Genomic DNA, 13791 nt, shown 5'->3' on the forward strand with positions numbered 1-13791 from the left:
ACCTGGTGCGTCTCAGACGATGGTCGTGGGTGGTTCGGCCAGGCGGGGGCGCAGCGGCCGCTTCGGAGCCAGCCAGGAGGACTCCGGGGACTGGTCGGGGTTGACCTGCCAGTCGCGGGACACCCGGTCGACGGCGATCGGGTAGATCGTCAGCGTCCCGTCGGGATCGATGCGCAGCCGCAGGAACGCCTTGGCGTCCTCGATACCCTGCCCGGCGAAGAGCTCGTTGAGGTTCACCCCGAACGCGCCCGCCACCAGCAGGTACGCGGCCACCAACTGGCTCGCCACCAGCCCGCTCACCGGGCCGTAGAGCACCGCCGCGGCGACGGCCGGCAGCGGCCACGGCCAGTCGTAGAAGGGCAGGGCCAGCCAGGCCCAGGTGCCGGCGGCGGCCAGCCCGATCTGGGCCAGGCCGTGGCCCACGCCGAGGATCCAGTGCCGGGCGTGCCGCTTGCCGCCGGAGCTGGGCGGCTTCGCGAAGAACGCCGCCGCGAGCATCGTGACGATCAACATCGCCATCAGCGGCACGCTGAACAGCCGCTGCTCGGTGCCCTCCGGGTTGCTCGCGACGCCGGCCATCGCCAGCATCAGCAGCGTCTGCAGGGTGCCCAGCAGGGTGGTGAAGCCCGGGTTGCGCAGCGGCAGGCGGGGGAAGATCCCCCACGCGTACCGCCGGGAGCGGGCCTGCTCCGGGTAGCGGCCGGCCAGCTCGTACGGGTGGGAGGCGCTGGCCCGCCGGGCGAGGGTGTCGCGCGGCGGCACCTCGATGCGCTCCGGGAGCTGGTGCGTCGGGTAGAGGTACGCGCCGCCGCCCCCGCAGGTGATCAGCTGCCGGTCCGGGCCGGCGTAGCGGGCGTAGTGGTGCAGGTCGCCGGAGATCAGCAGCCGCACCTGCGCCCCGGTGGGCGCGACGATCGTGCGGATGAAGTAGTCGATCGAGTCGTACGCCGTGGGGTGGTCGACGGCCTTGACCCACGTCGGCGCCGGCACGGCCACGATCACCCGGCTCTGCGGGCCCAGCCGCTCGGCGACCCGGTCGAAGTAGGTGAGCTGCGGGTCGTCCAGGTACGAGCCGGACTGGTCGTCGAGGCCGAGCAGCCACCAGTCGGCGGGCAGCTCCACGGCGAAGTACGAGCGGGACTGCCCGGTCTCCCAGCCGCCGAAGTGCCGGTCCCGGGACCGGACGAAGAGCCGCAGGAACGCGGTCAGGCCGTCGTACCAGTCGTGGTTGCCGGGGACCGCGAAGAGCGTGGGCCGCTCGGGCGGGGTGACCGGCAGCGCGGCCTGGTAGGGCCCCTTGCACCGGTCCTCGTACGCCTCGAAGGCCGCCGACGGGTAGACCTGGTCGCCGCCCATCACCAGGGTCTGCGCGCGGGGCAGCCGGTGCCCGTCCACCTCCAGCTCGGGCTGGGCGATCAGGTACGCCACCGAGTAGGTGGCGTTGAAGCCGTCGCCCAGGTCGGCCACGTAGTCCAGCCAGAGCCCGCCGTCCGGCCCGACCTGCCGCGCGATGCCCGCGTCGAGGGAGTTCTGCAGCTCGCGCTTGTCCAGGTACGCCCCGAAGAGCATCGCCAGCAGCGTACGGATGCCGGTGCTGATCAGCAGGAACGGCGCGAGCCACGGCACGGGCTTGCGCGGGGTGAAGCCCAGCTCCCGGGGATCGGTGCCGCGTGGCCGGCGCGCCGCCCGCCCGCCGGCCGACTCGCTCGTGTGGGCACTCTCCGCCGCGCCGTCCTGCGGATCCACGTCGGGGGCGCGATCGTCGTTCACCCGCCGCAGCGTAGTCCCGGCCGGCGGCGGTCGCTGTCCGGCGGACGACGGTTCGGGGTCGGATGTCCGGATGGGGAACCCGCTCGGCCCGTCGGCGGGTCGTGCCGTACACTTGCTGATCGTTGCCGCCTTAGCTCAGTCGGCTAGAGCGACGCACTCGTAATGCGTAGGTCGACGGTTCGATTCCGTCAGGCGGCTCGGTGAAGAAGCCCAGGTCAACGGCCTGGGTTTCTTCGTTTTCACGGTCGGTCGTGCGGCCGTCCGCGGGGTGATCGGGGAGGTGCGGGTACCGGTGACCCGAGGGGGCTGGCTCCTTGCCGGGGCAGGGTTCCTGATCTGGGCGTCCTCCCCGCTCCTGTGGGTGGCCGGAAAGCTCCCTCTGGACGTCAGCCTGTTCGTCGGCTCGACCGCTCTCCTCCCGTGGATGATCTACATCGGGACCAGGAAGTCGGACACGGGAGGCCGTCGGTAGCGACGAGCCCCCGTCCGCGCGGTCGTCCGAAACGTCGTCGGCCGTCTGTCGTACCGTCGACGCATGCCCGCTCCCGATGACGTCCTGGCGGCCCTCCGCGACTTCGTGGCCCGCGTCGACGCGCTCGATCCGGCCGCCGCGCCGCAGGGCGAGCTGGTCGTCGGCCTGCGGGGCGTGGAGTCGCGGCTGGCGCTGAGCGCCCCGGTCGCCCGCGCCCTGGTGGAGGCGTTGCGGGCCTACCACGACCCGCGCGACCGGGGTCGCTGCGACCACTGCGGCGGCGGGCGACTCGACGACAACTTCCTGTGCGGAGACTGCGGCCGACCCAGCGGGCTCTTCGGCCAGTTGGTCTCCGAGCGGGCCGCCCGGCACACGGAGCAGGGCGCGGTCCCGGCGGCGCCCGCCGCAGGCGGCCGGCACGCCCGCGCCGACGGTCGCTGACCCGGCGGGCCCGGCCCGAGCGCGCGGTGCCGCGACCCTGCCGGCGGTGACCACGGCCGGGAGGCATGGCCAATCCCCGACTTTGTCGGTCGTCGTCGCTACCCTCCCGGCGTGACTGATCTGGTGGATGGCGTGCGGGTGCCGAGCGCCGAGGAGGAGGCCCGGTTCTGGGCCCTCGTCGAGGCGGCCTGGGAACGGCTCGGCGACGAGCCCGCCGCGCTCCGGCGGGCGTTGCCGACGCGGGACCCGGCAGCCGGCGACGAGGGCCTGTACGCCATCGACGCGTGGCTCGACCGGTTCCTCGACAACCTGCGCCAGCTCGCCGAGGGACTGTCCAGCCGGGAGCTGACCGACCTGGACCGGGTGCTCGAGCGCAAACTGCACGACATCGACCGGGCCGACGTGCACGAGGTGACCGACGGCTCCGACGACGGTTTCCTCTACTCCCGGGGCCACATCGTCGCGCTCGGACGGGATTTCTACGAGGCGGTGCACGCCGATCCGACCGTCGCTCTGCCCGACACCGCCTGCGAGGCCATGTGCTACTTCTTCGCCAGGCTGCACAGGGAGCGCTTCGGCGCCTGGCCGGAGACCGGCTCGGGCATCTCCCGCGAGTCCTGCACCAACCCGGCCGGCTGGAGCGCCTGACACCATCCCCGCCGCGGCGGGGGCAACCAGGAGTTCCGCGCGACGGCCCGCACACTGACCGTACGCAGTCGTCAACCCTCCGGAGGCAGCCTCATGCAGTACGTACCCGTCGTCGTCGCCCTGCCGATCGCCGACCGCCCCACCTCGTACCGCTTCTACTCCGAGGGGCTCGGCCTGGAGGCCGTCGGCGAGTTGGCTGAGGACGGCATCCCCGAGCCCCTCCAGTACGCCGTCAACGACGGCCTCCGCGTCATGCTGGTGCCCACCGGCGGCTTCGGCTGGGTCATCGGCGACCACGAGGTGGCCCCGCGCGGGCAGAGCGAGTGCCTCGTCAGCCTCCCGGCCGCGACGCCGGCCGAGGTCGACGCACTCGTGGGGCGGGCCCGGGCCGCCGGCGCGCAGGTCGTCGTCGAGCCGGCTGCACAGCCCTGGGGCTACACGGGCACCTTCGCCGACCCGGACGGTCACCTCTGGACGGTGCAGGCCGACGGGCGCTGACGCCACCGATCGGACCGGGACGGGCGGACGGCCCGGTTCGCGGGGAACCGGGCCGTCCGCCGACAGGGGCAGGCGTGCGGGGAGATCAGAGGGTGCGGTGCGGGTAACCGGCGGTGCCGGGCTCCGGAACGACCTCGACCTCGGTCACCACGTACTCCGTGTCGGTCGTGGTGGTGGCCGGCCGGTCGTCGGCGTCGGAGCGACGCTTAGCCGCTGCGGCGGCTCCGGCGGCTGCGGCGGCCCCGGCCACGGCGGCGCCCGCCGCCACGGCCTTGCCGGAGACGCCGGCGCTGCCGCTGTCGCCGCGGGTGGCGGCGGCGTGCTCGACGCCCGGGGTGCCGACACCGAGGCCGCTGTCGACGGTGCCGCGCCAGGCGCCGGTCTCGACGCCGCGCTCCTCGATGTACGTCTTGAACTTCCGCAGGTCGGATTCCGCCTGCCGCTCGATGATGTTGAGCTTGTCGCCGGCCTTCTCGAGCAGGCCCTCGGGCTCGTACTCGAGGTGCAGGCTGACCATGGTGCGGCCGGCGTCGACGGGCTGGAAGTAGACCGCGCCGGCGTTGGTCACGCCCTCGGTGGCCGCCCAGGCCACCTTCCGGTCGGGCACCTGCTCCAGCACCCTGGCGTCCCACTCGCGCTGGACGCCGCCGATCTCGGCGACCCAGTGCATGCGCCTGTCGTCGAGCTGGCGCACCTCACGGACGCCCCCCATGAAGCGGGGGAACTCCTCGAACTGCGTCCACTGGTTGTACGCGGTGCTGACCGGAACCTGTACTTCGATGGACTTCTCGACCTTCGTGGTCATGTGCGATCCTCCTCGTCAGGTCGAACTTCTCGTTCGGCAGGTAGAGCCGTCGTCGTCGACAAAACTCCTACCCCCGCCGAGGGCACTCAATCGCCGGACCTGCCGAGACACCACATTGGAGGGCCGCCGATCGCCCGTCGGGGCCGGTCAGCCGGCCTGTTCGGGGAGCCCGCTCAGGCGGCGTACCGGGGAGAAGGCGACCCACAGCACCCCGGCCAGCGCGCCCGCCGTCGCGATCCACAACGCCGGCCGTACGCCGAGGGCGCTGCCGAGCGCGCCGCCGAGCAGCGCGCCGATCGGCCGGATGCCGTAGTTGATGGTGCGCCGGGCCCCGGCGATCCGCGCCAGCAGCGCCTCCGGGGTCAGCGCGGTCTGCACCGAGCCGACCGTGATGTCGAGCAGCATCACCCCGACGGCGGAGAGGAACTCGGCGGCGAAGAGCATCCCGACCACCAGCGGTGTCGGCCCGCCGGCGAGGGGGATGAGCACCAGGGGGGCGGGGAAGAGGACGAACCCGGCCAGCAGCGTCGGGCCGACGCCGAAGCGGCGGACCAGCCGGCCGGTGAGCGCCGCCCCGATCAGGCCGCCCACCGCGCCCGCGCCCAGCACGGCGCCCAGCAGGCCGGGCGCGAGGCCCAGCTCCTGCGTCGCGTAGAGCACGAAGAGCGCGATGAACATGAAGTTGAACAGGTTGATCGTGGTGGTGCCGAGCACGGTCGCGCGCATCATCGGCGTCCGCGCGATGAACCGCAGCCCGGCGCCGAGGGCCAGCCCGCCGCCGCGCGTGGGCGCCGGCTCCGTCGGCCGGATCCGCACCAGGAAGTACGCGGACGCGACGTACGACAGCGCGTCGGCGACCAGGGCGATCGGCGCGGTGAGCACCTGCACGAGGACGCCGCCGATGCTCGGCCCGGCCACCAGGGACATCGCCCGGCTGCCGTTGATGAGGGTGTTCGCCTCGACGTAGTCGGCGCGACCGACGACGGAGACGAAGAGCGGCCCCCGGGCGACCTCGAAGATCACGGCGAGCGTGCCGACCGCGAAGGCCGCCAGGTAGAGCTGCGGCATCGTCAGCAGGTCCAGCACGTACGCCACCGGCACGGCGGTGAGCAGCAGCGCCCGCCCGAGGTCCGTCAGGATCATGAGCCGGCGCTTGTGCGGGTACCGGTCGACCCAGGCGCCGGCGAGCAGCGAGAAGAGCAGGTTCGGGGCGAGCGCGGCGGCGGTCAGGTAGCCCATCTCGGCGGGGGTTGCGTCGAAGACGAGCACGGCCAGCAGCGGCAGGGCCAGGGTGGAGATCTCGTCGCCGAAGTACGAGACGGTCTGCGCCGACCAGTACCGACGGAACACGCGCTCGCGCAGCAGCCGGGGCAGCGGGCCGCGCCGAGTGGGACCGCCGGGCGGGGCGGCAACCGGGATGCCGGTCGCCTGACCACTCACCGGTCGCCCCGCTGCTCACCGAGGTCGCGGGCAACCCGTCCGCTGACCGCAGGCTCCCCGTCCCCGCCGTTGCCGGCGCCGGTGGCGTCGGCGAGGGCTTCGGTGGGTGGCGGGTCGGCGAGGAGCGCCAGTCGGACGAGGCTGACCTTCCGGCTGCCGGCCGGACGCTTCGCCGGGTCGGCGATCCGGTCGTCGTACTCGGTGATCAGGGCATCGATCCGTGCTCTCAGCGCGGCCATCTCGTCGACGGTGACGTAGACCGGCCGGTCGGTGAAGCCGGTGACCGCCCGCCAGGCCGTCGGTTCCTCGGCGCGCCGGGCCAGGAACTCCTCGGCCTTGCGGACGTAGAGGGCGAGCTGGACGGCGCTGAGTTCGTCGACGGCCGCACGGGTCTGCGGGTCGTCCGAGACGTCGTCCCAGGAGGTGTTGAGGGCCGTGGCCCGCCAGGGCCGCTCGCGGGCGTCGGCGCCGGGTGCCCGCTCGGCGAGCCCGTACTTGGCGAGCTGCCGGAGGTGGAACGAGCAGTTCGGCACGCTCTCGCCGAGCCGCTCGGCAGCCTGGGTCGCGGTCATCGGGCCCTGCTGGCGCAGCAGCCCGATCAGCGCCATCCGCAGCGGGTGCGCGTACCCGCGCAGGGCCTTGGGATCGGAGAGCTTCACCTCGGGTAGCGACATACCCTAAAGCTATCTTTATAAAGAACCCTTTAGCAACATCCCGGCCGCCACCACGCATGACCAACACCACCCCGCCGATGGCAGCCCGACACCGCGTCAGACGGAGGTGATCAGGACGCCATGGACGTCAAACGCGCCCCTTGACGTCCATGGCGTCCTGATCACCAAGGGGCTCACTGGGGTGGGCGCCGTGCGCGTGGCGCGGTGGGGCAAGGGGGTGCCGCATCTCCAGGCGCTCTGATCCCCAGAGGGCCCAACTGGGAGAGGGCGCCCTGCCCGCCGTTGATCCAGGTGCCGGCGCCGTCGCGGCTCGGACGGCAGGCGGGACGCGGCACGGAGGGCACGGCCCAGTGCGGGGGCGGGCTCAGGAGCTGACGGCGAGGCGGCAAGTGCGGACAGGGGAGGGCTCAGGGGCTGGCAGCGAGGGGTCAGGTGTAGATGGTGGTGGCGTAGCTCGGGCCGTAGTGGCGTTCCAGGTCGGCCAGGCTCTCGGCCGGGTTCTCGACCTCCTTGATCAGCCGGGCCCGGGACGGCAGCGCGTCCGGCTGCCAGCTCTCCGGCTGCCACAGCTCGGAGCGCAGGAACGCCTTGGCGCAGTGGTAGAAGATCTGCTCGATCTCCACCACCACGGCGAGGATCGGGCGGTGCCCCTTGACCACCATGTCGTCGAACCACGGCGCGTCGCGGACCAGTCGGGCCCGGCCGTTGATCCGCAGCGTGTCCGTACGCCCGGGGATCAGGAAGATCAATCCGACGTGCGGGTTGTCCAGGATGTTGCGGTAGCCGTCGGCGCGCCGGTTACCCGGTCGCTCCGGGACGGCGATGGTCCGCTCGTCCAGCACCAGCGCGAAGCCGGGCGGGTCGCCCTTCGGCGAGACGTCGCAGCTGCCGTCCGCGCCGGCCGTCGCCACCAGACAGAACGGTGACGCGGCCAGCCAGTCCCGGTCCCGGGCGTGCAGGACGGGCCGCTCCTTGGTCACCGCGCGGGGCATCGGCGCCCCCAGCAGCTCGCGCAGTTCCTCGTGCGAGGTGATGTCCACCGTCACGTGATCCTCCCCCGTGCGTTGACTCCGGTGGCGGGGTGTCCGCCACGAGTCAGCCTAGAGCGCGACCAGCGCGAGGTTTGTCCCTCCAGGCCGGGGGTACCGCCTCACCCGACCCGCCCGGGGAGACCGACCCGACCCGCCCGGAGAGACCGAGCAGTGGAGGCCCGATGGAGAGCCGGCTCAAGGTGCTGGGCCATCCCGTCCACCCGATGCTGGTCATGTTCCCGGTCGGCCTGCTGGTCACCGCGGTCCTGTTCGACCTGGTGGACACCGTCGGCGGGCCGGACTTCCTCGGCGAGGTCGCGTACTGGAACATCACCGTCGGCCTGATTGGCGGCCTGCTGGCCGCGGCGGCCGGGACGTTCGACCTGCTGGCCATCCCGTCGGCCACCCGCGCGAAGCGGGTGGCGCTGACGCACGCCGCCGCCAACGTGGCGGTGATCCTGCTCTTCGCCGCGATCTGGGTGGTCCGGCTCAACGCCGAATCCCGGGCCGCCGGGGGCGCGCTGATCGCCATCGAGGTGGTCGCGCTGGCCATCCTCGGCGTGAGCGCCTGGCTGGGCGGGGAACTGGTCGACCGGCTCGGCGTCGGCGTGGACCGGGAGGCCGGGCTGGACGCGCCCAGCTCACTGCGATCCCCGGCGGCCACCCACCGGATCGGAGAGGTGCAGTGAGCGAGCGCAGCGAGCGGGTCGTCAGCGGAGGGCCGGCATGAGCGAGCAGAGCGGCGGGACCGGCCGGGGTTGGCGCGGCCGGCAGCAGGGCTGGGATCCGATGGGCGAACTCCAGTCGCTGCGTTCGGAGCTGCGCCGGCTGGTCGGCGGCCGGACCGGGCCGCCGGACGTCGAGATGGCCGAGACCTCCGACGGCTGGGAGGTCGTGGTGCGGCTGCCCGGGGTGGCGCCGGAGGAGGTGGCCGTCGAACTGGACGACCGCGAGCTCTGCGTCCGGGCCCGCTCCGAGGCCGAGGTCAACGCCGACCACGGCATCCCCGGCGGCTTCGAGACCCGGGGCTTCGAGTACCGGGTCGACCTGCCGTCCCGGGTGGACCCCGACAGCATCGACGCGGTCATGGACCACGGCCTGCTCCGGGTGCGGCTGCCCCGGGCCGCCCGGCCCGCGCCGCGCACCATCACCGTCGGCCGCACCGGCCCCCGACCCGCCGGCCCCGACGGGGGTACGCCGAGCGTCCTCGACCCGGCCGCGGACCGGGAGATGCACCACCCGGACATCGCCGTCGGCGAGACCGACCGGCCGTAACGAGCCGCGTGGGCACCCCGAACCTGCTCGGCCCGGCCACCGGCCGCGTGCCCGACGTCGAGCGGATCGCCGTGCTGCGCGCCAACGCGCTCGGGGACTTCATCTTCGTCCTGCCGGCGCTGGACGCGCTGCGGGCCGCGTACCCGGAAGCGGAGATCGTGCTGCTCGGCGCGCCGTGGCACGCGAAGTTCTGGCGCGACCGGCCCGGGCCGGTGGACCGCGTGCTGGTGGTGCCGCCCGTGCCGGGGATCCGGGGTCCAGATCCGGGCGAGCCGGAGTCGACGCTTGACGACTTCCTGGCGGCGGCCCGCGAGGAACGCTTCGACCTGGCGTTGCAGCTGCACGGCGGCGGGGCCAACTCCAACCCGTTCGTCGCCGCCCTCGGGGCGCGGGTCACCGCCGGGCTGCGCGCCGAGGACGCACCGCCGCTGGACCGCTGGACCCGGTACGTCTACTACCAGCACGAGGTGATCCGCTACCTGGAGGTGGCCGGCCTGGTCGGCGCGGGCACCACCACGATCGTCCCGGCGCTGGCCGTGACCGACGCCGACCGGGCCGAGGCGGCCGAGGTGCTCGGCCCGGCGGAGCGGCCGAGAGTGGCGCTGCACCCCGGGGCCACGGACACCCGCCGCCGGTGGCCCGCCGGACGTTTCGCCGAGGTGGCCCGCGAGCTGGTCGGCGACGGGTACGAGGTGCTGGTCACGGGCACGCCCGCCGAGCAGGACGTGGTGGACCGGGTGGTCGCGGCGGCCGGGGTGCCGGTCCGGCCGCAGGTGGGCACGCTCAGCCTCGGTGGCCTCGCCGGCTGCTACGCCGGCTGCGAGCTGGTGGTCTCCAACGACACCGGGCCACTGCACCTGGCCGCCGCCGTGGGCACCGCGACCGTCGGCATCTTCTGGGTCGGCAACCTGATCACGGTCGCGAACCTGCTGCGCGGCCGGCACCGGCCGATCAGCTCGTGGACGGTGCTCTGCCCGGTCTGCGGGGTGGACTGCACCCCGGGCATCTACCCGCACCGCCCCGGCGACGGCGAGTGCCCGCACCGGGACTCCTTCGTCACCGACGTGCCGGTGGTCGAGGTCCTGGAGGCGGCCCGCGAGCTGCTCCGCCCGCAGCCCGGAGCACCCTGAGCGGCCCGTCGGAGCCGGGCCGCCCGGCCGGTACGACCGGTGACCGGCTGTGCCGCGGGTCAGCCGTGGAAGTCGGCGTTCACGGAGACCTCCGCGAAGCGGCCGGCAGCCAGACTCTCGCGGGTAATCGTGTAGTAGACGGTGGCGTAGTCGGTCCCGAAGCCCTCGCCGACCTTCTCCTCGTTCAGGAAGAACTCGGCCAGCAGCACCTCTCCCCTCTCCTCGTTGACGGGAACGCCAAGGCCACCGGTGTTCGACAGCCCGTGACCACCGAGGACGATTACTTCGTCGGCGTCGTGCTCGTCGCCGAGGCTCCACACGATGCTCCTGTAGTCGGGCTCGTCGTCGCGGTCGCCCCAGGTGTAGCCGGGAGTGACGGAAGGGCGCTCGGGCAGGCTCCAGTTCGGCGTGGCGTGCAGGGGGAAACGGTCGTACGGGTCCCAGCCGGAGGGTGGTTTTGTCTCGGCGACCGTCGCGCCGGCCGGCACGTGGATCACCTGACCGGTGTAGGTGGGCATGTCCGGCTCCACGAAGAACACCAGGGTGCCGTCGCTGGGCAGACCGAGGTCGAGCGCGCCGTCGGGGAGCGCGGCGAGGTCGATCGAGGCCAGGTGGACGGTGTCGTCCGGCCAGACCACCGAGGCGGGCAGCGAGGGCGTGCCGCCGAAGTGCCCGACCACGGGGCCGCTGCCGTCCTTCTCCAGATAGAGGCAGGGGCGCGCGAGGCGCAGCCACCAGTCGATGGCGTCGTCGGGCATTTCCTTTTTCTGGGCAGCGGCGCGGAACGCTTCCAGTTCATTTACGGACCGCATTGTGGCAAGGGGGTGAGACGACCGGTGACTGGCACTCACACCCGCTGAGGCGCGTCGTCGTCGGCGAGCACGACCTCCCACGCCTCCACCTCCCGGTCGGTGACCGTGGTGGGCGACTCCAGGTGGTACGCGCCGCTGGGCAGGACGCCGGCGCCGCCGAAGCGCGCCAGCACGGCGAGCTGGGCGGCAACGTCCTCGCCCTGGTGCTTCTCGTGCACCCGCCGCCAGAAGTCGAACCCGCCGGAGTCGACAAGCTTCGCCCGGTCGTAGAGCACGCAGCCGCCGATCCAGGACACCTTGTACGCCCGCCAGGCACCCGACGGCAGGTCGAGCTGCCGTGTGACGTGCAGCAGGTTCGCCGCCGAGTGGATCGACGCCCGCTCCCACTGCGGCGTGCCGGGGCGGATCCGTTCCGGCGTGGGCGGGCCGGTCCACTCCTCGTAGTGCCGGTGCGTCTCCGGCCGGACGTCGTCGGCGTACGACAGCCCGTGCACCGCGTTGCCGACGAAGCCGCAGCCCAGCTCCTCGACGGCGGTGACCAGCCGGCGCAGCGTGCCCGGCTCCAGCCAGACGTCGTCGTCGAGGCAGAGCACGTACCGGGCGGCGGACGCGGCCAGCAGGTACGCCCGGTGCTCGGCCAGCCCGCGCCGGGGCAGCCGGCGGGTCAGCAGCACGGGGTGCCCCCGGTGGCGCAGCGCCCGGACCATGGTGGCCGCCGCCGGGTGCCGGTACGCGGCGTCGCCGTCGGACTGGTCGCTGACCACCACGCCGAAGCCGGGCACGCCCTCCTGGGCGGCCAGCCCGGAGAGGGTGACCGCCAGTTCGGCGGGGCGGTTGCGGGTCGGGACCAGCACGTCGAGCAGCCGGTCCGTGCGGAACCCGCCGGTCGTGCCGGGGTCGAGCGGGCGGTTCACGACGGCTCGGGCGTCAGGGAGGTGTCCTCCTGCGGCTCCTGGCCGTGCGCCCGGATCCGGTCGATGATCGCCGAGGTGGACCGGTCGGGGACGTACCCGAGGGTGCGGACCTGCCCGCCGAGGCTGCGTACCAGCGGCGCCTCGGGCACCATCTCCGGCGGGTAGTCGCCGCCCTTGACGTACACGTCGGGGCGGACCGCCTCGATCAGCTCCGCCGGGGAGTCCTCCTCGAAGACCACCACGTGGTCGACGCAGGCCAGCGCGGAGAGCAGGGCGATGCGGTCCTCGACCGGGTTCACCGGCCGGTCCGGGCCCTTCAGCCGGCGTACGCTGCCGTCGGAGTTGACCGCCACCACCAGCAGGTCGCCGAGCGCGCGGGCCTGCTCCAGGTAGCGCACGTGGCCCCGGTGCAGCACGTCGAAGCAGCCGTTGGTGAAGACGATCGCGCGGCCCGCCCGGCGGTGTTCCTCGACGATCGCGGCCAGCTCGCCGGTGCCGACCAGCGCCCGGTGGCCCGCCCCGTCGACCGGTGCGTCCAGCGCGACGAGCAGGTCCTCCCGGCGGCACACGCAGGTGCCGGTGTCCGAGACGGTGATGGTCGCCGCGAGCTGGGCCAGCTGGGCGGCGGTGGGCAGCGGCGCGTCGGCGGCCAGCGCCAGCGTCATCGCCGCCAGGTACGCGTCGCCCGCCCCGACCGCGTGGCTGGCCGGCACGGGGGTGCTGTGGCTGCGCCGGGGCTCGCCGTCCGCCCCGCCGACCACCGCGCCGTCGGTGTCCAGGGTCACCGCCACCACGTCCGCGCCGGTGTGCGCGCGCAGCTCGGCGAGGCGGGACTCGGCCAGTACGGCCCGGTCGACGCCCTCGCCGGCCGTGGCGTTGACGGTGACGCCGGTGCCGGTCACGGTGAGCCCGTTGCCGGTCATCGCCACCCGGCCCTCGCCGGCCGTCGGCTCGCCGGTCGGGTTCGTCGGGCCGGGGCGGTGGGCGGCGGGGTGCGGCGCGAGACCGCCGGGGGAGACGCCCACCGTGAGTTCGGAGGGGCCGTCGGCCGGGTCGCCGTCCGGGTGGTGCAGGTGCAGCCCGGCACCGGGCGCCGGGCGGGCGCCGGCGGCCCGGGCGAGCAGCCGGGTCGCCTCGGCGAAGCTGGGGGTCACCACCGTCGGGGCCAGGCCGCGCCAGTCGGCCAAGTCGTGGGCGTCCAGCGCGACCGTCGCGTACCGCTCCCGGTGGGTCACCAGCCAGGCGCGCACGGGCGCGGGCAGCGCGCCCAGGCCGTAGTCGCAGACCACCAGGGTGGGCGCCTCGCCACCCGCCGCGCGCAGCTCCTCGGTGGCGCAGTCCAGCGCGGTGAGCAGCCGGGCCACCCCGTCGGCGTCGAGCACGTCGTCGGGGTCGCCGGAGTCCTCCCGGAGCAGGATCTGGTTGCCCGCCAGCATCCGCCGCTTCACCGGCGTCGGGCGTGCGGGCTGGTTGACCGTACGGTCCCAGACGCCGGCCCGGTCCAGACAGTCGTGCAGTTCGTCGCCGGCGACGTCCGCGCCGACCGGTGCCACCAGCACCGCCCGACCCCCGAGTGCGGCGACGTTGACGGCGGTGTTCGCCGCTCCGCCGGCCGCGGAGATCCGCCGGCGCAGGGTGAGGACCGGGGCCGGCGCCTCCCGGCAGAGCCGGTCGGACTCGGCGAAGCGCCACTCGTCGAGCATGGCGTCCCCGACGACCAGGACGGGACGACCCAGCCAGCCCTCCACCACCGCGGCGAGCCGGCGCTGTTCCGCTGCTCCTCCTGCCATGCCGTCCCGGGTCCCCCGGGGCATCCGGGCCAAACCTGCCGCCGCCGGGGAGGGGTTTCGGGCACCGGGCCCCGGGAAGGGACGGACGGTA

General features: G+C 73.9%; 13 protein-coding genes, 1 tRNA gene and 1 pseudogene. 7 read left to right on the top strand and 8 right to left on the bottom strand.

What is annotated here, in order from left to right:
• Nucleotides 1-12 precede the first annotated feature (12 nt).
• Nucleotides 13-1746, bottom strand: a complete 1734-nt coding sequence (locus AC0OO9_RS16915; protein WP_484517972.1) for a metallophosphoesterase family protein — start codon at nucleotides 1744-1746, stop codon at nucleotides 13-15.
• Nucleotides 1747-1894: 148 nt separating this feature from the next.
• Here AC0OO9_RS16915 and AC0OO9_RS16920 point away from each other — a divergent pair.
• From AC0OO9_RS16920 to AC0OO9_RS16935, 4 genes are all read left to right on the top strand, one after another.
• Nucleotides 1895-1968: transfer RNA gene (locus AC0OO9_RS16920), tRNA-Thr, on the top strand.
• Between the two features lie 337 nt (nucleotides 1969-2305).
• On the top strand, nucleotides 2306-2683 hold the full coding sequence (locus AC0OO9_RS16925) for a hypothetical protein (protein WP_484511076.1): 378 nt from the start codon (nucleotides 2306-2308) through the stop codon (nucleotides 2681-2683).
• A gap of 111 nt (nucleotides 2684-2794) precedes the next feature.
• Nucleotides 2795-3331: a DUF4240 domain-containing protein gene (locus AC0OO9_RS16930; RefSeq protein ID WP_484511077.1), complete on the top strand. Its 537-nt coding sequence runs from the start codon at nucleotides 2795-2797 to the stop codon at nucleotides 3329-3331.
• 93 nt (nucleotides 3332-3424) lie between these two features.
• Nucleotides 3425-3829, top strand: coding sequence for a VOC family protein (locus tag AC0OO9_RS16935; protein WP_484511078.1), 405 nt, complete (start codon nucleotides 3425-3427; stop codon nucleotides 3827-3829).
• Between the two features lie 355 nt (nucleotides 3830-4184).
• Here the strand turns inward: AC0OO9_RS16935 and AC0OO9_RS16940 are convergent.
• The 4 genes and pseudogenes from AC0OO9_RS16940 to AC0OO9_RS16955 form a co-directional block, all read right to left on the bottom strand.
• Nucleotides 4185-4634: pseudogene (locus AC0OO9_RS16940) on the bottom strand (SRPBCC family protein); the annotation flags it as partial.
• A 147-nt stretch (nucleotides 4635-4781) separates the two neighbouring features.
• Nucleotides 4782-6074: an MFS transporter gene (locus tag AC0OO9_RS16945; protein WP_484511079.1), complete on the bottom strand. Its 1293-nt coding sequence runs from the start codon at nucleotides 6072-6074 to the stop codon at nucleotides 4782-4784.
• Nucleotides 6071-6748: a helix-turn-helix domain-containing protein gene (locus tag AC0OO9_RS16950; RefSeq protein WP_484511080.1), complete on the bottom strand. Its 678-nt coding sequence runs from the start codon at nucleotides 6746-6748 to the stop codon at nucleotides 6071-6073. The genes AC0OO9_RS16945 and AC0OO9_RS16950 overlap by 4 nt, the downstream gene beginning before the upstream one ends.
• Before the next feature lie 428 nt (nucleotides 6749-7176).
• Nucleotides 7177-7794 (bottom strand): pyridoxamine 5'-phosphate oxidase family protein, encoded by a 618-nt coding sequence (locus AC0OO9_RS16955; protein WP_484511081.1) that lies wholly within the window; start codon nucleotides 7792-7794, stop codon nucleotides 7177-7179.
• Nucleotides 7795-7961: 167 nt separating this feature from the next.
• Here AC0OO9_RS16955 and AC0OO9_RS16960 point away from each other — a divergent pair, with 167 nt between their 5' ends.
• Genes AC0OO9_RS16960 through AC0OO9_RS16970 form a run of 3 tightly spaced genes read left to right on the top strand, consistent with a single transcriptional unit; the run spans nucleotide 7962 to nucleotide 10184 of the window.
• Nucleotides 7962-8468, top strand: coding sequence for a DUF2231 domain-containing protein (locus tag AC0OO9_RS16960; RefSeq protein ID WP_151456572.1), 507 nt, complete (start codon nucleotides 7962-7964; stop codon nucleotides 8466-8468).
• A gap of 37 nt (nucleotides 8469-8505) precedes the next feature.
• A complete protein-coding gene (locus AC0OO9_RS16965; RefSeq protein ID WP_484511082.1) occupies nucleotides 8506-9054 on the top strand; it encodes an Hsp20/alpha crystallin family protein in 549 nt (182 codons plus the stop codon).
• A gap of 8 nt (nucleotides 9055-9062) precedes the next feature.
• On the top strand, nucleotides 9063-10184 hold the full coding sequence (locus tag AC0OO9_RS16970; RefSeq protein WP_484511083.1) for a glycosyltransferase family 9 protein: 1122 nt from the start codon (nucleotides 9063-9065) through the stop codon (nucleotides 10182-10184).
• Between the two features lie 59 nt (nucleotides 10185-10243).
• Here AC0OO9_RS16970 and AC0OO9_RS16975 read toward each other — a convergent pair whose 3' ends face one another.
• From AC0OO9_RS16975 to rfaE2, 3 genes are all read right to left on the bottom strand, one after another.
• Nucleotides 10244-10942, bottom strand: coding sequence for a DUF1963 domain-containing protein (locus tag AC0OO9_RS16975; RefSeq protein ID WP_484511084.1), 699 nt, complete (start codon nucleotides 10940-10942; stop codon nucleotides 10244-10246).
• Nucleotides 10943-11031: 89 nt separating this feature from the next.
• On the bottom strand, nucleotides 11032-11910 hold the full coding sequence (locus AC0OO9_RS16980) for a glycosyltransferase family 2 protein (protein ID WP_484511085.1): 879 nt from the start codon (nucleotides 11908-11910) through the stop codon (nucleotides 11032-11034).
• Nucleotides 11907-13700, bottom strand: coding sequence for a D-glycero-beta-D-manno-heptose 1-phosphate adenylyltransferase (gene rfaE2, locus AC0OO9_RS16985; protein WP_484517973.1), 1794 nt, complete (start codon nucleotides 13698-13700; stop codon nucleotides 11907-11909). The genes AC0OO9_RS16980 and rfaE2 overlap by 4 nt, the downstream gene beginning before the upstream one ends.
• Nucleotides 13701-13791 lie beyond the last annotated feature (91 nt).

This window comes from Micromonospora sp. USAFONa4 (genome assembly GCF_057197825.1).

What these genes read in the sequence shown, in the direction of transcription:
- AC0OO9_RS16925 (WP_484511076.1), top strand. Translation starts at nt 2,306, where the DNA reads ATGCCCGCTCCCGATGACGTCCTGGCGGCCCTCCGCGACTTCGTGGCC.
- AC0OO9_RS16935 (WP_484511078.1), top strand. Translation starts at nt 3,425, where the DNA reads ATGCAGTACGTACCCGTCGTCGTCGCCCTGCCGATCGCCGACCGCCCC.
- AC0OO9_RS16950 (WP_484511080.1), bottom strand. Translation starts at nt 6,748, where the DNA reads ATGTCGCTACCCGAGGTGAAGCTCTCCGATCCCAAGGCCCTGCGCGGG.
- AC0OO9_RS16960 (WP_151456572.1), top strand. Translation starts at nt 7,962, where the DNA reads ATGGAGAGCCGGCTCAAGGTGCTGGGCCATCCCGTCCACCCGATGCTG.
- AC0OO9_RS16965 (WP_484511082.1), top strand. Translation starts at nt 8,506, where the DNA reads ATGAGCGAGCAGAGCGGCGGGACCGGCCGGGGTTGGCGCGGCCGGCAG.
- AC0OO9_RS16975 (WP_484511084.1), bottom strand. Translation starts at nt 10,942, where the DNA reads ATGCCCGACGACGCCATCGACTGGTGGCTGCGCCTCGCGCGCCCCTGC.
- rfaE2 (WP_484517973.1), bottom strand. Translation starts at nt 13,700, where the DNA reads ATGGCAGGAGGAGCAGCGGAACAGCGCCGGCTCGCCGCGGTGGTGGAG.